Origin of the sequence: Natronolimnobius sp. AArcel1, assembly GCF_011043775.1 — an archaeon.
Taxonomy (GTDB): Archaea; Halobacteriota; Halobacteria; order Halobacteriales; family Natrialbaceae; genus Natronolimnobius.
Map to the genome: position 1 here is coordinate 401,361 of NZ_JAAKXY010000004.1, position 16,482 is coordinate 417,842.

A 16,482-nucleotide genomic window follows, 5' to 3' on the forward strand; every position below is an offset into this window, starting at 1 on the left:
CGAACGAAACGACTTTTATGGGTACCTGACCAAGTAGTCAGCTAGTGACCGATCCCGACGTTCGCAACGCGATTATGACAGCGACCTACGAGGCCCTGTGTGCCCATGGGTATACCGACCTCACGGCACAGGATATCGCTGATAGGACTGACAAGAGCAAGTCGCTGCTGTTCTACCATTACGACTCCAAAGACGACCTGGTAGCGGATTTCCTCGTATTCCTACGCGAACTGTTCGACGAGCGATTCGACGACACCGACGACCAATCGCCGGCGGATCGACTCGCGATGTTCGTCGACTGGTATCTCTACGGTTCGACCGACGGCGACGAACGCCAGTCGTTCCACACGGCGATGCTCGAGTTGCGAACGCAGGCACCGTACAACGACCAGTTCCGACACGAACTCCGGAAAACGGACGATCACCTCCGAGAGATTCTCGAGACCATCCTCGAGGATGGCATCGAGGAAGACGAGTTCACGGATCACGATCCCGAAGAAACTGCCGCCTTGCTCATCGCCGCAATCGACGGCGCGCGAATGCGCCAGCTTACACTGGATCGCGATGAGTACCTTGGTACCGTCCGCTCGGCGATCATCACCCGTGTGTTCGATGATCTGCTGGCAGACAACGTTTCGTTCCCAACAGAACCGGTTTCGAACGAGTTGCGGACCAGCAATCTCGAGACATCCACTGATGCTGCGGCTACAACCCAGTCGACAGACGAATCCACCGACGAGTCATGACCGAACACCCTCCAACAGCCGAACACCGTTTCGCCCACACGCACGAGCCACCAACAGTAGGACTCACGCGCTCGTTTGACGACCTCTCGCCGACGGTTCGAACGATTGCCACCGACGCGGTCGTCTCGCGTGATCACTCCGTTCCCGTTGCACTCTGTGCCATCGCCGGCACAGTCGCGACCCACATCGAAGATCAGGTCGCTACCGGCACCGTGTTGCAGACAACGGCAGACAACACTGTCCCTGAAACCCCCGCCGAACGCCTCGAGGCCGCGTCGCCGACTGAACTCGAGGGCGTCCTCGAGGCCGCGTCGCTGCTCGAGGCGTACGTCCAGATTCGTGTAGCGCTGCTCGAAAGCGACCGCTACAGCGAGGATGAACAGCGAGACGCCGCCATTTTAGCCAGTGACTTCCTGCACGCGGCGGCGTATGAACCAATCGCAGACTGTGGCGTTCCCGCTCGTCGCGCCAGCGAACTGTATCAGGTGCTCACCTCCGGCTCCGGAACGCTTGCCGTGCAATTCTTGCACGCCGAGGGCGCAGAGACAGAACAAGAATTGTCGGCTGTCGATGCCAACGGCGACACCGACGGCAGCGCTCACGCCGATAACACGAACGAGTCAATGCCGCCCCAGGCTGTCCTCGGCGGCATCACGGCAACACTCGGGGCAACCGCAGTCGGTGCGTCGGCAGAGATCCGAACCGCACTCGAGCGCTACGGCCAATCGCTGTCCGCTGTGCTGTGTCAGGCATCGTCGGAATCAGTTCCGGCCGATCGCCACGAAACGACGGTCCGTGCCCTCGCCGGCGAGACGGGGCCGACGCCTACTGAGACGGACAACTGCTGTCCAACCACGGAAACTCACCTCGAGCGCGCCCGCGAGGCCTGCCACACGCTCGAGGGCTGTCTTGGCTCGACAGGAGATCGCGGACCGCTTGCTTATCTCGAGCGGGCAACACGTATCCCGTTCCATCACGAATCCTAATACGATTCCCTATGACTGACCGCTCTCGGCCACTCTGGCCTGCGTACCTGCTGACGGTGTTTGCAGCCGGCCTTGGCCACTGCTATCTCGGGCAGTGGAAACGCGGCGGGAGCTGGTTCGGCCTGTACGTCATCGCGCTTGCCTTTTTGAGCGCGCGGACGCTCACGGGCGCACTCGAGCCGGGCGAACCCTTTGTCATCACCGCCCTCCAGTTCGATTCGGTCGAGTACGTCGACGTCGCCGTCCCGCTTGCGGTCCTGATCATCTGCGTACTCGATATCTATCTCATTGGGCTTACCCGACGGACCGACGTCGCGGCCAGCGGGAACGGCGGCGGCGTTGCCGAGTGAGACGGATTGGTGTCCCGATGTCACTGTGCAACCGCCGCCCGAGTCGCGGTTGCGCCGGAACTGGGGACAGTACCCGTCTGCGAGCGCCCCAAACACGAAGAGCCAAACCCCTCGAGTGGCTACGACGAGTGAATGGAGGTCGAGTTTCTCGGTGGTGCGGGTGAGGTCGGGCGAAGCGCACTCGTAATCGATGATACCCTCCTGCTCGATTACGGGATGGATTCGGGGAATCCGCCTGCGTTCCCGCTGGGAGATGTCGACCCGGAAGCTGTCGTCGTCAGTCACGGCCACCTCGATCACGTCGGCTCGATTCCAACGTTGTTGTCGGGTGATGCCCGGCCGGCGATCCACTGGACGCCACCGACGTATGAACTGACGATGACACTCGCACGCGACACGCTGAAGCTTCACGGCGGGACGTACGATTGCCCGTTCACTGAGGCGGAACTGGCCCGCGTAACGCAAGTCTCTGAAACGCACGGCTACCGCGAGACGTTCGAGGCTGCGGGGTACGAGGTGACGTTCTTTGAATCCGGCCACATCCCGGGCAGCGCACACGTCCTCGTAAGCGACGGCGAGACACGACTGCTCTACTCCGGCGATTTCCACACTGAAGACCAACAACTGCTCTCGGGGACGACCGCTAGACCCGACGCCGATACCGTCATCTGCGAGAGCACGTACGCGGACACGACGCGAGGACCCCGCCAGCAGACCGAAGCCAAATTCGCCGACAGCCTCGAGCAGACGATCTGGAGTGGCGGCACTGTCGTCGTCCCCGCGTTCGCAATCGGGCGCACCCAGGAGATGCTCTGTCTGTGCGAGCAGTACGACCTCGAGTGCTACGTCGACGGGATGGGCAAACGCGTGACAGAGATTTTCCTGCGCGAGGGCAACCGTGAGTTCCTGCGCGATCCAGAGCTGTTGCGTCGCGCGAAAGGCAACGCCCGCTTTGTCGATGGCCGCGACGGACAACGCAAGCGCATTGCCGAACAGAACACCGTCATCATCACCACCAGCGGGATGCTCCACGGCGGCCCCGCGATGACGTACATTCCGGAAATTCGCTCGCATCCGACGAACAAGATCGCCATGACGGGCTACCAGGTCGAGGGTACCCCCGGCCGAAGCCTCCTCGAGACTGGGAGCGCCGAAATCGACGGCCGGATGCTGCGCGTCAGCGCCCAGGTCGAACAGTACGATTTCTCCGCCCACGCCGACCGCGAGGGCCTGCTCGCATTCCTCGAGTCCTACCGGGACAGTGAGGTGCTGGTCAATCACGGCGACCGCTGCGAGGCGTTCGCCGAGGAACTGTGCGCAGATGGTTTCGAGGCGCGAGCGCCAGAGCTTGGGGAGCGTCTCAAGGTGTAAGCGCGGTAGAAAGGGAAATTACTTGTAAATAAGCATAGATTAGATTGTTGTTAGGTGTAGTTGGATTATAGTATGAATCCGTATACCCTCCCTGTTTGTGCTGCGTTAATTGGCGTCCTTATCCCTATTCAGCGGCATTCAACCGCCATCTGGTTAGAACTGTCATCCTCGGGACCGTCAGCCGGGACGCTGACACAAATGACGCTTGGTGGCCGGTTCGCGGTGTTTGTCGCCGTCTACGGCGTGTTGCTCGGACTTGCCACGCTGGTTGGCCGCCGCGGAGAATCAACGGTAAGCGACCGAGATGTTGTTCTCCTGACCGGGATCGCTACTGCGATCTTCGCACTCGTCAGTACCATCCTCATCTTCTGGACCCTCGGAAACGGCATTGAGGCTGAATTGCTTGTGTTGGCCGCTGGTTTCGGCATGGCCATTAGTGCTGGCATCCAGTCAGCAGTCGTCTCATTTGCCGGGATTTGCCTGGGCCGTCGGTACCGCTGACACGCCGGTCGCTTTCATAGGGATCGCTGGTGAACGTGTCATATGTCGCCACTCGAGACGCCAGACCACCACAACTCTCGCCATCGCTGTCAGCTACGTCGAACAGGTCCCCACACTCGAGGTGCACTATGAGTCGCGTTCTGGTTGCCGCCGGCTCGAGCGAAGGCCAAACAACAACGATTGCCGAGCGGATCGGTGACGTACTCGCCGAGGAGAGCCACGAACCGACGCTCGTCCACCTGAAACACCCGCCCGCTGATCTCGATCTCGAGGACTATGACAGCGTGATCATCGGCGCGTCGATCCACGCTGGCACCCACCAGCGGTACGTGACGGCATTCGTCCGCGAACACCGAGAGGTGCTGAACCAACTGCCGACGGCATTTTACTCGGTGAGCCTCACTGCAGCGTCAGCCGATCCGGAGAGCCAAGCAACAGCCAGGGAACTGCTCGAGGAGTTTCTCGAGGAGACGGACTGGGAACCGGACGTGACATTGGCGGTAGCGGGCGCGCTCAGGTACACTCAGTACGGCCTGCTCAAGCGCGTCGTGATGCGACGGATCGCGGGCAAGGAGAGCGGTGATACCGACACCTCGCGGGACTACGAGTACACCAACTGGGACGACGTGGTGATGTTCGCACGGCAGGTCTCAGCGTTGTTGCGGTGACTCGTTGGGATAGAGAAGGCTACAGGCGGAACAGGCCGAGGCGGTTCACAGGAGCCCAACCGAACTCACCACGAACAATGCGAGAAGGGCCACCGCGAGCGCGGTTCCAACTGCCAGCGGCACGTTCTCGGCGGCTTTCTCGTGGATCGCCATCTCCTCGTACTCCTCGCGGAAGGTCTCGAGATTCGTCTCGTCGTAGAAGTACTTCGTTTTCAGCGCGAACCGTTCAGTGACCGCACAGCCCGTACAGACTGGCTCGGACTCGAGGCGCTCCACTCGAATGTGGTCGTCGCAGTTGATGCTGCCGCAGTTGTCGCAGTAGGTGACCTGATCCGCGCTCGTTCCGCAGTGAACGCACTCGTGGAACTCGTTCGCCGTGGTTGCTCTCGAGGGGCCAGCGGCGTAGTAGGCGAACTCGTAGTCGTACTCGCCAAGCGTGAGTTGCGAGCGGATGTGCGGGACGTAGACGGGGTCGATATCCCGCACGGTAACGTCCGACACCTTCGGCGTGCAGGTCTTCTCATAGTCGACGTTGTTCCCGCCCGTGTAGTGAACCGTCGTCGTGTGTGCCTGCCGAAGTCGGTCAACGGCCCACTCCTTATACTCGGTCTCGGTCTGGCCGAATCGCTTGCGCTCGCACAGATCGAACCGAGTCTCGAGATCGTGCTCCTCGAGTGCAATCCGCGCGTTCCGACTCCCGGCACCCGTCACAAGTGACTGGACGGTCGCGCCGGGCACTCGAGGCGAGTCGCCATCGGCCAGCAACACGAGGTCGTCCGTTTCGTCGACACGGTGAATCACGCCGACGGAGGTTTCGAACGTCGCGTTTGTCTCCGCCGAGACCGTGACGGTCGGCTCGAGGACGAGCGCCGTATCGGGCGTCGGAATCGTCGCCGGCTCGAGGTTCTCGACGGGCTGGACGGCCTCGAAAACAGGTGCGTTTCGGTCGGCAGTGGGGTGAGTTGGCCGGAGGGATTCGTCACAGAGGATTTCGATACGGCCGTTGTAGAGATCCATTCCGATCTCGTCGCCGATTTCGCGGAGATCGGTGCCGTCAAGCAGTTCGATGCCGCCGTCTGTCGTGCCGCCGAGGTCGGCCGCGTACTCCTGTGCTGGAGCGGTAAAGCGCCCGGTCGTGACGACCATGCCCCGTTTCGGGCCATCGTAGTCGTAGGTCGCGACCGCCGAGTGAAGTTTCTGGACGACCGGTCTGCTGACCGTCTCGGTGTGTTTGCACTCGACGACGACGGCTCGCCGCGTCCCGTCGACGACTTCTTCCATCAGAATGTCCCGTCCCTCGTCTGCGGCTCGAGTCGACTGGCGGACGTTTTCGTACCCCAGATGCCGAAACACGTCCTCCATCAAATCCTCGAACTCGTACCCCGAAAGCTCATCGAGCAGCGCCATTCGTTCAGACGATTCTTTCAATCACTCGTAGATAATGGTTCGGGCAGACGAAACCGGCAGCCGTTGCCGTCCCTGGAACGTCTTTTGAACCGGTCGTGGTCCACACGCTATGTCTCCCGATGCAGACAACGGCCCCGGCGACAGCACAGGCCCCGACCTCGAGGCCCTCGAGTTGACGGAAACTGAAGAAGACGCCTTGCACGACCTGCAGTTGGGCATCGAGCACGTCCACCGCGCCTACGGCACCTTACTCGAGTTTCACCATCAACTCGGTCATGCGATGGATCGGATGAGCAACGCTGAGGAGGAACTGCGCGAGGCCGGCCACGACCAGTGGGCGAATCGCCTGCGCGACGAGCACCTGCCGGCGGGTGCGATCAGCGATCAATGGACCTACGAACTCGTCGAAGAATTCTCCGCAGAGTTTCTCGAGGACGTCGACGCCTTCGAGAGCGAAGTCAGAGACGAACTGGCGGACGGCATCGACCACGTAAGCGAGCGCAAGCAGCAACGACAGCTCCGAGAGCGAATGCAGGATAACTCGAGCAGTGAGGAGTGACTGATCGCCGGAGACGCCGCTGAACACGGATCGCGGAGTGCAACGGTCGACCCGCCTCGCCGACTGCAGAGAGTGAGAAGTATTTTCGCCAGCCTCGTTGTACCGCCGTCCATGAGCGACCAGTACGACGTCATCGTGATCGGGGTCGGCGGCATGGGCAGTGCAACCGTCGCCCACCTCGCAGACCGTGGCGTCGACGTGCTCGGCCTCGAGCGCCGCGATATTCCTCATAGCTATGGATCGTCTCACGGCCACTCACGCATCTTTCGGCTCGCCTACGGCGAGGGCTCTGGGTACGTCCCGCTCCTCCAGCGCGCCGAGGAGTTGTGGGAAACTCTCGAGGACGAACACGACCGGCAACTGCTGTATCGAACCGGCTCGATCGACGCCGGACCAGCCGATTCGGACTTCCTTGGGGAGTCACAGCGGTCGTGCGATAAACACGACCTCGAGTACGAACGGTTCTCGAGCGACGAACTCACGGAGCGCTATCCCGGCTATCAGCTCCCCGAGGACTACGAGGCGATCTACCAGCCCGACGGCGGCTTTCTGGCCCCCGAGGAGTGTACCGTTGCCCACGTCAATCGCGCCCACGAGGCGGGAGCGACGATCCGTGCCCGCGAGCGCGTCGTCGACTGGCGGGCGCTCGAGAGCAAGAGTGACAGCGAGGATGATGGAAGCGACCAACACGGCGGCGTCCGTGTCGAGACCGACCACGACGCCTACGAAGCCGACAACCTCGTGATCACGGCAGGCGCGTGGGCCGCCCGCTTCGTGGACGCACTCGAGGACGTCCTCGTTCCCGAGCGACAGGTAACAGCGCGTCTCCAGCCGACCGAGCCTGCGCAGTTCGACCGCGAGCAGTTTCCCGTCTGGAATCTCGAGGTACCCGACGGGCGCTACTACGGCTTTCCCGTCCACGGCGTGCCTGGATTTAAATTCGGCCGCTACCATCACCGCGAGGAGACGGTTGCGCCCGACGCATTCGAGCGCGAACCGACACAGGCCGACGAGCGACTGCTTCGAGAGTTTGCGGACACGTACTTCCCGGCCGGCGCAGGGCCGACAATGGGGATGGATACCTGTCTCTTTACGAACACGCCCGACGAGCACTTTGTTCTCGATACCCTCTCAGCACATCCGCAAGTCACCGTCGGCGCGGGCTTTTCTGGCCACGGCTTCAAATTCGCCAGCGTCATCGGTGAGATTCTGGCCGATCTGGCGCTCGAGGGTGAGACCGACCACGATATCTCCATGTTCGGATTGGATCGGTTCGCAGAGTAGGTGAGAAAATTGATTGGCCCTCGAACCGCTCGAGTCGCAGTTAGAACTCGCCCATCACGTCGTCGACGAACCGGTCGATTGTCTCGGGATCGTTCTTCGGGACGCCGATCTGGAAGCGATCAACGTTGAGAGCCTGATACTCCTCGATACCAGCGGCGACCTCCTCCGCGGTGCCGATGAGTCCCCGGAACTCGTCTCGAGGCGTCGTGTCTTCGTCAGTTTCCTCGAGCAGGTCCTCGTAGACCGCGTGTGCGTCGTCGGTGTCGTCGCGGATAATTGTCGGAATCGTGACTGTTGTGTCGATCTCGTCGTAGTCGCGACCGGCGTTTTCGCAGTGCTCACGGAGGACAGAAAGCTTGTGTTCGTACTGCTCAGGCGTGACGCCCGGGAGGTTCCACCAGTCAGCGTACTCGGCAGTGAGCCGGAGAGTAAGCTGTTCGCCGCCACCGCCGACCAGAATGGGTACGTCGTCGGGTTTGGGGTTCAAATAGAGGTCATCGACGTCGTAATACTCTCCCTCATAGCTAACTGGTGACTCCTCAGTCCAGACGGTCTCACAGAGCTTGATAGCATCCCGAAGTTGTCGAATCCGCTCGTCTGCCGGCGGAAACTCCATGTCCATCGCATCGTACTCGTCCTCGTACCAGCCCGCACCGATACCGAGCACTGCACGCCCCTCCGAGAGCGCATCGAGCGAACTGACGACCTTCGCGAGATAGACTGGATTCCGATAATGAACGCAGGTCACGAGCGCGCTCAGCGTGATCTCGTCCGTCGCGGCTGCAACCGCTGACAGTCCCGAATAGCACTCCACAAACGGCTCGTCCCGATGCCCATGAAACGGGAGTTGCCAGAGATGATCCATCAGCGAGAGCCAGGTGAAGCCGTCGTCCTCGAGTCGTTGTGCTCTGTCGATGAGCGCCGCAGCGGGGGAGCGGTCGTCGTGGGTCGCGAACGAACTGTGGTGGTAGCCAAACTCCATGGGTGTTCATTCTCGACTGGGAAGTAATACGGTCGGGAGGGGGCAAGACCGTCGCCAAGCGGCTCACACGGCATCGATGATTTCATCCGCAAACCGCGAGAGCGCCGCTTCACTGTCGTCGTTGCCAATCCCGACGATGACGTGGTCGACGCCGTAGTCTGCGAGTTGGCGGAAATAGTCTTGGAACCACTCGACACCGGCTCGGTACCCGAGGTGCAGTTGCTCCGGCTGAGCAGTAGGGTCCTCGGCCAACTCCACGCGAACCGCCATCGCATAGGGCTTGTCGCCCGCCTTCTCGCGCCAGTCGAACAGATAGTCCGCGAGCGTGCGCTCTGGAAGATGGTAAAAGAGCCAGCCGTCGCCGTGTTCGGCGATCCACTCACGAGATTGGCGGGCGTTCCCCGTCGGCAGCATCGGAATCGTCTCCGTCGTCGGCTCTGGCACGACTGAGAGTTCGCCGGTTAGGGACCCCCACTCGCCCTCGAGCGAGGGTGCATCCTCGCGCCACATGGTTCGAATCGCCTCGAAGCGTTCTCGGAAGGCCTCACCGCGCTCGGCTTTCTCGAGGCCGAATGCGGGAAACTCGGGGTCGCGGTCGCCCGAGGCCACGCCGAGGACGAGTCGCCCGTCGGAGAGTTGATCGACAGTCGCTGCCGACTTCGCGACGTGAATCGGATGCCGGAGCGTGAGGACGATGCTTGCCGTCCCAAGTGCGATCTCGTCCGTGTGTGCGGCGACGTGAGAGAGCCACGGCCACGTATCGAACGTCTGGCCCGCATCGCCGAATTTCGGCCAGTAGGTCGGTACGTCTCGAGCCCAGAGCCCGTCGAACCCGACCGCCTCGGCGTGTTTCGCGAGGTGGAGTTCGTCGTGTCTATCGGGCGTGGAGCGGTTCGTCCCCGTCAACGGAAAACTCGCACCGAAGGTCATCTCCTCGGTCTCGAAGAGTCGCTGATAGCCGGCGTTTTCGTGGGACATGGATTCGCTCGAGCTATCGGCTCGGAGCGGATGTCGCTACCGGTTCGCGCCGTCTATGAGTCGTCGGGCACCGCTCAGATATCGACGGCAAACGGTGCGAACTCGCCGGCGCGACTCGCGAAGCCGCCAAGCAACGTCGCCACGTCCTCGAGGTCGTCGGTGTCGATTACCTCGACAGGGGTGTGCATGTACCGGTTCGGAACGGAGACGACCTGCGATGGGATCCCACCCGCTGCCGTGAAGAAGCCATCTGCATCCGTTCCCGTCCCGAGACCGAGCGCCTCGAGTTGCACATCGACCTCGCGGTCTGCGGCGACCGAACGCAATGCCTCGAAGAGCACGGGATGATTCGAACTGCCGCGGCCGAGCGCGGGTCCACCACCGAGGTCCATCCGACTCGTCTTCTCACTCGGCGCGGAGGGATAGTCGACTGCGTGCCCGACGTCGACGACCACGACGGCATCCGGCTCGAGATCGAACCCGACCATCTTCGCGCCCTCGCGGCCGACCTCCTCCTGAACGGTTGAGACGGCGTAGACGGTCGCTTCGGTATCGGTTTCGACTGCATTTCGAAAGCCCTCGGCGGCGGCCCACGTCCCGACTCGATTGTCGATTCCGCGGGCGGCGAGACGCGTCTCCGAGAGCCACGAGACCGTCGATGAGAACGTGATGGGATCACCGATCTCGAGGCGCCCGCTCGCTTCAGCCTCACTTTCGGCGCCGATGTCGATCCAGAGGTCTGAAATCTCTGGGTCGTCGTCGCTCTCGTCGCGAAGGTGGATCGCAGTCTGTCCGACGACTCCCTCGACGGGGCCGTCTGCGGCGTGAATCGTGACGTGTTGGCCCTGCGAGACCGACGGGTCGCTGCCGCCGATGCGCCCCGGTCTGACGAAGCCGTCGTCGTCGATAGCGCGGACGATAAAGCCGATTTCGTCGGCATGCCCCGTCAGGACGACCTCAGGTGCGTCGGGATCGCCCTCGTGGACAGCGATAGCGTTCCCGTAAGCGTCTGTCCGTACGTCGTCTGCGAACTGGTCGACGTAGTCCAGCCAGACGCGCTGACCGCGAGTTTCGTACCCTGACGGCGAGGGCGTCTCGAGCAGTTCGACGAGGAAGTCACGTGACGAAGCGTCCATGGTTCATTCTTGTGGACAGCGTGTCGAATACGTGACGGTACAAAATAGCGGAATCTGGCTGCCAGTGCAAAAATCGAATCAGTTCGGAACGCGCCGATCAGTCGTCAGCCGGCGCAGCGCCGCTGCCACTTTCTTCGGCCTGTGCTTTCGTCCAGGCGAGTTTGCCACCGGCGGCGAGGATGTCGCGTTCGCGCTCGGAGGCGTCGAGCGTGGCGGTGTACTCCTCACCGTTGACTTCGACCGTGAACTCCTCCTGACCGGAGGTGACGCCCTCGTAGACGTCGTCGACGATTTCGATCTCGTCGCCCTGATCGATGTCGTCGTAGGTGTCCTCGTCAATCGTCAGCGGGACGATCCCGAAGTTAAAGAGGTTCGCGCGGTGGATGCGTGCGAAGCTCTGTGCGAGGACGCCCTCGATGCCGAGATACATCGGACACATCGCGGCGTGTTCTCGAGAGGAGCCCTGGCCGTAGTTTTCGCCAGCGACGAGGAAGCCGCCGTCGGCGTTTTTCGCGCGCTCGGCGAAGGTGTCATCGACGCGGGAGAGGGTGAACTCGGAGAGTTTGTCGATGTTCGACCGGTACATCAGGATATCCTGCGTTGCAGGGATGATGTGGTCGGTCGTGATGTTGTCTTCCATCTTGAGGTGCACGTCGCCCGTGATATCGGAGCCGAGCTGATCTTTCAGCGGCACGTCACCGATGTTTGGCCCTTTGACGAGTTCGTCGTCGATGGCCTCTTCGGGCGTGATGAGGTCCGTCTTCGAACCGTCGTACTCGTCTGGCAGCTCGATGCCTGGATCCTCGAGGTCGCCGAGTTCGTCGGCGAGGTTCCGTGGATCGATGATTTCGCCTTTGATCGCCGCAGCGGCAGCGACCTCTGGCGAACAGAGATAGACGTTGTCATCTTCGATACCCGAACGGCCCTCGAAGTTGCGGTTGAACGTTCGCAGCGAGACCGAATCGGAAGCCGGCACGTGACCGATCCCGATACAGGCACCACAGGTTGCCTCGGAGAAGTTGACGCCAGCGGCCATCATCTCCGCGACCCAGCCCTCGCGAGCGAGCATCTCACTCGCTTGCTTGGAGCCAGGTGCGACGATCATCTCGGTGGCCGGGTTGATCTCGCGACCCTCGAGCATCTTCGCGGCGGGGAGAACGTCCTCGTAGCCGCCGTTCGTACAGGAGCCGACGATGACCTGCTCGACGGACTCGCCCTCTACTTCGCTGACGGGGACGACGTTGTCCGGCATCGATGGCTGCGCGATCAGCGGCTCGAGATCCGAGAGATCGACAACGATTTCGTCGTCGTACTCGGCGTCATCGTCCGGCTGGATCTCCTCGTATTCCTCCGCGCGGTTGACGCGCTCGAGGTAGTCTTTGGTCTGCTCGTCGGTCGGGAAGATCGACGAGGTGGCACCGAGTTCGGTGCCCATGTTCGTGATCGTCATCCGCTCGGGCGCGGTGAGCGTCTCGACACCGGGGCCGGTGTACTCGAGAATCTTGCCGACGCCGCCTTTGACGCTGAGTCGGCGGAGCATCTCGAGGATGACGTCTTTTGCGGTGGCCCACTCGGGGAGTTCACCCTCGAGGCGGACGTTGACGACTTCTGGCATCTCGATGTAGTACGGTGCGCCGCCCATGGCGACGGTGACGTCGATCCCGCCCGCACCGATTGCGAGCTGGCCGAGGCCGCCGGGGGTCGGCGTGTGGCTGTCGGAGCCGAGCAGCGTCTTCCCGGGCGCGGCGAAGTTTTCGCGGTGAACGTTGTGGCAGATGCCGTTACCGGGGCGAGAGAAGTGTGCCCCGTAGGTTCCGGCTGCAGAGCGCAGGAAACGGTGGTCGTCGGTGTTTTTAAAGTCGAACTGATACGTCTGGTGATCGCAGTACTGGGCTGCAATCTCGGTCTGGACTTCGTCCAGTCCCATCGCTTCGAACTGGAGCCAGACCATCGTCCCGGTCGTATCCTGGGTGAGCACCTGGTCGATCTCGATCCCGATTTCCTCGCCGGTCTCGAGTTCGCCCTCGACGAGGTGGTCGTCAAGTACCTTTTCGGTGAGAGTCTGTCCCATAGCACCCAGAAATGCGCTTTCCGGCGTGATAAATCCAGCGTGTTACTATGAGGATTGACCGTGTGAAACCCGTCCTCGACGGAATTGTATGCGCGTTACGTACCCAAGTAGTAGACATTCATCCAATTTTATGTCTTATTGCCAGACTCGAGTGGACAGTTGTAGGATTGGTACGAGACGACTGCAGTCGTCGAAATCGATGTGAGCGACGGGCGATGAGCCTCAAGCGAGGCCGCGGGGACGAACGAACACGCTTTTTTAGCGTCCATCCCGTCGGCTACGGACATGTTCCGTTCTGGCGCGTTCGTCGCGGACCACATCTCCCCGACGACCGACGAGCAAGTCCAACCCAATGGGGTCGACCTCACCCTAGATATCGTCTTCGAACAACTCGAGCCGGGTCGAATCGGCCGCGATGGCAAAGAGATCGGTGACCGTGTCGCTCGCCCACTCGAGGAACTCGAGAAGAAAGAACCCGATACGTACTACCTCCCGAAGGGCGTCTACGTTGCCCGCTACGGCGAGCGCATCGAGATTCCGGAGGGCCACGTCGGCTTCGTCTACCCCCGCTCGTCACTGATGCGCAACTCCTGTATGCTCAACACGGCCGTCTGGGACGCCGGCTACCAGGGCCGTGGCGAGGGTCTCCTGCAGGTCCACCACGATATCCAGATCGAACGCGGCGCGCGGATCGCCCAGATCGTATTCGCTGAAGCGAGCCACGACGACGTCTACGACGGAAGTTATCAGGGCGAAAATCTCGAGTAACTGCTTCCCGTTACTTCCAGACTGAAGGTAGCGTTCGCCTCGATTTTCTACACCGTCCATCGATCAGATATCTATACTTATTACAGCGGGAGCAGTGCTGTGTCCTATGAGTTGCCCTCCAGCGCTCTCTCGGCGTCGACTTCTCGCCAGCGCCGGCGTCACGACGATGACGGCGCTTGCTGGCTGTACAAGAATCTACAGCACCCTTCCGGATCGAATTACCTACGCTCGGACAAGACGGCGTGAGATCCCCACCGTCCCTTCGCCGGTCTTCGGAACCGACGCTCACCTCCACGATCTAGCGGACGAGACCGCAGAGTACGTCGATCCGGGGCTCGAGGCGTGGGAGCGGGTGGGTGAACGCGAACACAGGGTCCACTACACTCAATCAAGACTAGAACGTGCCGCCGAGTTCGCTGCGGAGCGCGACTGGGAGTCGCCGACCACCGAGACCGTTCAATCAGGTCGTGCACACCTCTGGAATGCTGCGGGCAGCTACGCCTACGCGACGGCTCAACTCGACGAATTCGACCGTGATCCGACAGCTGGTGCTGCCGACTCTCTCGAGGAAGCCGAGACTCGCCACCAGGAGTTCGAGTACGCGACCGGTGATCCGGCGATATTCCTTGCCTACGGACGGTACGTCGAACGAGAACTTCAGCAGGCGCACAGTCTGCTCTCCCGTCGAGTCGACGCCGAGGTAGAAGACCGACGGGAACGGACGAGTCGCGCCGAGCGGATCGCAGAGCTATACAGCGGCGTTCGCCAGGCACAAGCGCGAATCGACAGCGCTGTTGCCTATCGCGAGGCTCTCCGGGAGCACGACCCCGGCAGTGATCCGTTCGGCGAGGCAATGGCAGACGCTCGAGCGATCCTCCACGACCGGGTCGACCCCCTGCTCGAGAGTCGCGAGGAGTGGTCCGAGCGCATCGGCGAGTTTGACGGTGACGGGATCGGTGAGTCCGAAACCGGCCGTCGAGACGTCCATGACGCGCTTTACTCGCGGTCCAGCTACGGCGAGTCGGCGGTCAGCGACGCCAATCGACGCGTTGACGGCGGTTACGATGTCTACGGAACCGTTGAACTCGCCAACGGATGGCTCCACCTGGCCGCTGCTCGCGCTGAGTGCGAGCGGATCGAGTCCGACGGGATCGACTTGCTCGACAGTGGCGCGATCGACGCCGCCAAACGCGCTGCGATCGACCGACTCGAGGGCGTCCTCGCCGATGACCCGGGTCAACTCACGCTGTTTTTCGCTGCGGAAGCACGCAGCTGGATCACTGCCGGCGACAGCGGAATCGAACGGAGTTCGCTCGATGACGCCGAAGAAGAGTGGCGCTGGAGTCAGGCCAACGGCTACGCCCGGTACCTGCTCGCGAAGGGTATCCTCGAGCGGATCGACGAGGCAGTCGCCGTAGTTACCGACACCGGTGAGTGAGACACCGCTGAAACGAAACGCGAGACGGATGAAGAGATCCTTTTTGCTGCCTCGGGTCCGAACACTTGCTATGGTCGGTGACCGTCGATGATGGCGACCACCCACGTCTTCGCCGCCCTCGCAGTCGTCGCGCCAGTCGCGTACGTCGTTCCCGAATTCGCGACGCCGCTGGCCGTCGGCGCGATTCTCGGTGGGCTCGCCCCCGATTTCGACCTCCCGCTCGAGCACCGCCGAACGTTTCACTTTCCGCTGCTCGGGCTCGCGGGTGCCGTTCCCGCGGTTGGACTCGCGGTCGTCGTGCCCTCGAGCGGAACCGCCGCGCTGGCCGCGTTCGCCGTCGCCGCGTGGCTCCACGCTGCAAGCGACGCTCTCGGCGGCGGGCCGGAGATGGACCCGTGGAATGGCCGAACCGAGCGCGCGGTGTACGATCACGCACACGGGCAGTGGATTCGCCCTCGACGGTGGATCCGCTACGACGGTGCGCCCGAAGATGCCGCGCTGGCGGTTGCGCTCGCAGTACCCGGACTGGTGGTCTTCGATGGCTGGGTCGCTGCACTCGTTCTCGGTGGTATCACCATCTCTGTCGGCTACGCGCTGGTTCGACGCCGCGTCGTCGACTGGACCGGCGAATGGGACTGGCTCGAGTGACGGTTGCGCCGAATCCGGACCGGGACTGGCTCGAGTAGCTGGGTACCCCAATCACGGAAACGTACCCAGGCGCGAGTCGGAACGCTGATACCATCAGTGTCCGAGACACTCGTATGGTCGATACGTTCCTCGCGCAGACAACACACCTGGTGTTTGCCGCGATCTGGGCCGGCAGCGTCTTTTACGTCGCGTTTGTCGTCCTGCCACTCGCCCGTGACGGCGAGTTCAACTCGACGAAACCACTCGAGGTACTCTCGGGGAAACTAACGATGATTTCGCGGGTGAGTGCGCTCGTGTTGTTACTCTCCGGTGGTCACCTCGCAGGCACGCGGTACACGTCTGAAACGCTCATTGAGACGACGAACGGCCAACTCGTTATCTTGATGGTCGTCCTTTGGCTTGTCCTCGCGGCACTCGTCGAGATCGGTGCCAAGCGCTTCGAGTCCGGACTCAACGGGAAGAAACTGCGCGAACCAGCGGCGAACGCGCTGGGACTGTACCGGCTGGCGGCCGTCGTCGCGATTGCGCTGCTCGTTGTGTCCGGCGCGATTACGACCAACCTCGCCGCAGTGTTCTAGTCGAATTGATT

The 16,482-nt window shown here is 62.0% G+C and carries 19 protein-coding genes; 13 read left to right on the forward strand and 6 right to left on the reverse strand.

The window, feature by feature from the left end; genetic code table 11:
* Window positions 1-44: 44 nt before the first annotated feature.
* From G6M89_RS14330 to G6M89_RS14355, 7 genes are all read left to right on the forward strand, one after another.
* Window positions 45-746, forward strand: a complete 702-nt coding sequence (locus G6M89_RS14330; protein WP_165162502.1) for a TetR/AcrR family transcriptional regulator — start codon at window positions 45-47, stop codon at window positions 744-746.
* On the forward strand, window positions 743-1,732 hold the full coding sequence (locus tag G6M89_RS14335; protein ID WP_165162503.1) for a hypothetical protein: 990 nt from the start codon (window positions 743-745) through the stop codon (window positions 1,730-1,732). Before G6M89_RS14330 ends, G6M89_RS14335 begins: the two co-directional genes overlap by 4 nt.
* Before the next feature lie 11 nt (window positions 1,733-1,743).
* Window positions 1,744-2,082: a hypothetical protein gene (locus G6M89_RS14340; RefSeq protein WP_165162504.1), complete on the forward strand. Its 339-nt coding sequence runs from the start codon at window positions 1,744-1,746 to the stop codon at window positions 2,080-2,082.
* A gap of 9 nt (window positions 2,083-2,091) precedes the next feature.
* Entirely contained in the window at window positions 2,092-2,214 is a 123-nt protein-coding gene (locus G6M89_RS22580) for a hypothetical protein (protein ID WP_255488189.1), read from the forward strand.
* Complete coding sequence (locus G6M89_RS14345; RefSeq protein ID WP_165162505.1) at window positions 2,215-3,453, forward strand: MBL fold metallo-hydrolase; 1,239 nt, start codon at window positions 2,215-2,217, stop codon at window positions 3,451-3,453.
* A 198-nt stretch (window positions 3,454-3,651) separates the two neighbouring features.
* Window positions 3,652-3,954 (forward strand): hypothetical protein, encoded by a 303-nt coding sequence (locus tag G6M89_RS14350; protein ID WP_165162506.1) that lies wholly within the window; start codon window positions 3,652-3,654, stop codon window positions 3,952-3,954.
* Window positions 3,955-4,082: 128 nt separating this feature from the next.
* Window positions 4,083-4,622, forward strand: coding sequence for a flavodoxin domain-containing protein (locus G6M89_RS14355; RefSeq protein WP_165162507.1), 540 nt, complete (start codon window positions 4,083-4,085; stop codon window positions 4,620-4,622).
* A gap of 45 nt (window positions 4,623-4,667) precedes the next feature.
* On the opposite strand, the gene G6M89_RS14360 is transcribed toward G6M89_RS14355, so the two are convergent.
* Window positions 4,668-6,029: a restriction endonuclease gene (locus tag G6M89_RS14360; protein ID WP_165162508.1), complete on the reverse strand. Its 1,362-nt coding sequence runs from the start codon at window positions 6,027-6,029 to the stop codon at window positions 4,668-4,670.
* Window positions 6,030-6,138: 109 nt separating this feature from the next.
* Between G6M89_RS14360 and G6M89_RS14365 the strand changes: the two genes are divergently transcribed.
* Together G6M89_RS14365 and solA are read left to right on the forward strand one after the other, a co-directional pair.
* On the forward strand, window positions 6,139-6,588 hold the full coding sequence (locus G6M89_RS14365; RefSeq protein WP_165162509.1) for a hypothetical protein: 450 nt from the start codon (window positions 6,139-6,141) through the stop codon (window positions 6,586-6,588).
* Window positions 6,589-6,699: 111 nt separating this feature from the next.
* On the forward strand, window positions 6,700-7,872 hold the full coding sequence (solA, locus tag G6M89_RS14370; RefSeq protein WP_165162510.1) for an N-methyl-L-tryptophan oxidase: 1,173 nt from the start codon (window positions 6,700-6,702) through the stop codon (window positions 7,870-7,872).
* 40 nt (window positions 7,873-7,912) lie between these two features.
* On the opposite strand, the gene G6M89_RS14375 is transcribed toward solA, so the two are convergent.
* The 5 genes from G6M89_RS14375 to G6M89_RS14395 all read right to left on the reverse strand — a co-directional run bounded on the left by G6M89_RS14375 (window position 7,913) and on the right by G6M89_RS14395 (window position 13,326).
* Window positions 7,913-8,854, reverse strand: coding sequence for a TIGR03560 family F420-dependent LLM class oxidoreductase (locus tag G6M89_RS14375; RefSeq protein ID WP_165162511.1), 942 nt, complete (start codon window positions 8,852-8,854; stop codon window positions 7,913-7,915).
* 63 nt (window positions 8,855-8,917) lie between these two features.
* Complete coding sequence (locus G6M89_RS14380) at window positions 8,918-9,832, reverse strand: TIGR03571 family LLM class oxidoreductase (RefSeq protein ID WP_165162512.1); 915 nt, start codon at window positions 9,830-9,832, stop codon at window positions 8,918-8,920.
* A gap of 74 nt (window positions 9,833-9,906) precedes the next feature.
* Window positions 9,907-10,968, reverse strand: coding sequence for a M20/M25/M40 family metallo-hydrolase (locus G6M89_RS14385; RefSeq protein WP_165162513.1), 1,062 nt, complete (start codon window positions 10,966-10,968; stop codon window positions 9,907-9,909).
* Window positions 10,969-11,065: 97 nt separating this feature from the next.
* Window positions 11,066-13,039, reverse strand: coding sequence for an aconitate hydratase (locus G6M89_RS14390; RefSeq protein WP_165162514.1), 1,974 nt, complete (start codon window positions 13,037-13,039; stop codon window positions 11,066-11,068).
* A gap of 128 nt (window positions 13,040-13,167) precedes the next feature.
* Window positions 13,168-13,326: a hypothetical protein gene (locus G6M89_RS14395; RefSeq protein ID WP_165162515.1), complete on the reverse strand. Its 159-nt coding sequence runs from the start codon at window positions 13,324-13,326 to the stop codon at window positions 13,168-13,170.
* Here G6M89_RS14395 and G6M89_RS14400 point away from each other — a divergent pair.
* The 4 genes from G6M89_RS14400 (at window position 13,325) to G6M89_RS14415 (ending at window position 16,471) form a co-directional block, all read left to right on the forward strand.
* On the forward strand, window positions 13,325-13,807 hold the full coding sequence (locus tag G6M89_RS14400) for a deoxyuridine 5'-triphosphate nucleotidohydrolase (RefSeq protein ID WP_165162516.1): 483 nt from the start codon (window positions 13,325-13,327) through the stop codon (window positions 13,805-13,807). The genes G6M89_RS14395 and G6M89_RS14400 overlap by 2 nt on opposite strands.
* Before the next feature lie 106 nt (window positions 13,808-13,913).
* Window positions 13,914-15,245 carry a hypothetical protein gene (locus G6M89_RS14405; RefSeq protein ID WP_165162517.1) on the forward strand — a complete coding sequence of 444 codons (1,332 nt, stop codon included), beginning with the start codon at window positions 13,914-13,916 and terminating at the stop codon, window positions 15,243-15,245.
* Window positions 15,246-15,332: 87 nt separating this feature from the next.
* Window positions 15,333-15,893 (forward strand): metal-dependent hydrolase, encoded by a 561-nt coding sequence (locus G6M89_RS14410; RefSeq protein WP_165162518.1) that lies wholly within the window; start codon window positions 15,333-15,335, stop codon window positions 15,891-15,893.
* A 113-nt stretch (window positions 15,894-16,006) separates the two neighbouring features.
* Entirely contained in the window at window positions 16,007-16,471 is a 465-nt protein-coding gene (locus tag G6M89_RS14415) for a copper resistance protein CopD (protein WP_165162519.1), read from the forward strand.
* Window positions 16,472-16,482: the final 11 nt, after the last annotated feature.

Bases quoted from the DNA above. Each gene is read 5' to 3' on its own strand.
- G6M89_RS14380 (WP_165162512.1), bottom strand. From the start codon at position 9,832: ATGTCCCACGAAAACGCCGGCTATCAGCGACTCTTCGAGACCGAGGAG.
- G6M89_RS14365 (WP_165162509.1), top strand. From the start codon at position 6,139: ATGTCTCCCGATGCAGACAACGGCCCCGGCGACAGCACAGGCCCCGAC.
- G6M89_RS14390 (WP_165162514.1), bottom strand. From the start codon at position 13,039: ATGGGACAGACTCTCACCGAAAAGGTACTTGACGACCACCTCGTCGAG.
- G6M89_RS14375 (WP_165162511.1), bottom strand. From the start codon at position 8,854: ATGGAGTTTGGCTACCACCACAGTTCGTTCGCGACCCACGACGACCGC.
- G6M89_RS14400 (WP_165162516.1), top strand. From the start codon at position 13,325: ATGTTCCGTTCTGGCGCGTTCGTCGCGGACCACATCTCCCCGACGACC.
- G6M89_RS14350 (WP_165162506.1), top strand. From the start codon at position 3,652: ATGACGCTTGGTGGCCGGTTCGCGGTGTTTGTCGCCGTCTACGGCGTG.
- solA (WP_165162510.1), top strand. From the start codon at position 6,700: ATGAGCGACCAGTACGACGTCATCGTGATCGGGGTCGGCGGCATGGGC.
- G6M89_RS14395 (WP_165162515.1), bottom strand. From the start codon at position 13,326: ATGTCCGTAGCCGACGGGATGGACGCTAAAAAAGCGTGTTCGTTCGTC.
- G6M89_RS14345 (WP_165162505.1), top strand. From the start codon at position 2,215: ATGGAGGTCGAGTTTCTCGGTGGTGCGGGTGAGGTCGGGCGAAGCGCA.
- G6M89_RS14405 (WP_165162517.1), top strand. From the start codon at position 13,914: ATGAGTTGCCCTCCAGCGCTCTCTCGGCGTCGACTTCTCGCCAGCGCC.
- G6M89_RS14355 (WP_165162507.1), top strand. From the start codon at position 4,083: ATGAGTCGCGTTCTGGTTGCCGCCGGCTCGAGCGAAGGCCAAACAACA.
- G6M89_RS14410 (WP_165162518.1), top strand. From the start codon at position 15,333: ATGATGGCGACCACCCACGTCTTCGCCGCCCTCGCAGTCGTCGCGCCA.
- G6M89_RS14415 (WP_165162519.1), top strand. From the start codon at position 16,007: ATGGTCGATACGTTCCTCGCGCAGACAACACACCTGGTGTTTGCCGCG.
- G6M89_RS14360 (WP_165162508.1), bottom strand. From the start codon at position 6,029: ATGGCGCTGCTCGATGAGCTTTCGGGGTACGAGTTCGAGGATTTGATG.
- G6M89_RS14340 (WP_165162504.1), top strand. From the start codon at position 1,744: ATGACTGACCGCTCTCGGCCACTCTGGCCTGCGTACCTGCTGACGGTG.
- G6M89_RS14335 (WP_165162503.1), top strand. From the start codon at position 743: ATGACCGAACACCCTCCAACAGCCGAACACCGTTTCGCCCACACGCAC.
- G6M89_RS14385 (WP_165162513.1), bottom strand. From the start codon at position 10,968: ATGGACGCTTCGTCACGTGACTTCCTCGTCGAACTGCTCGAGACGCCC.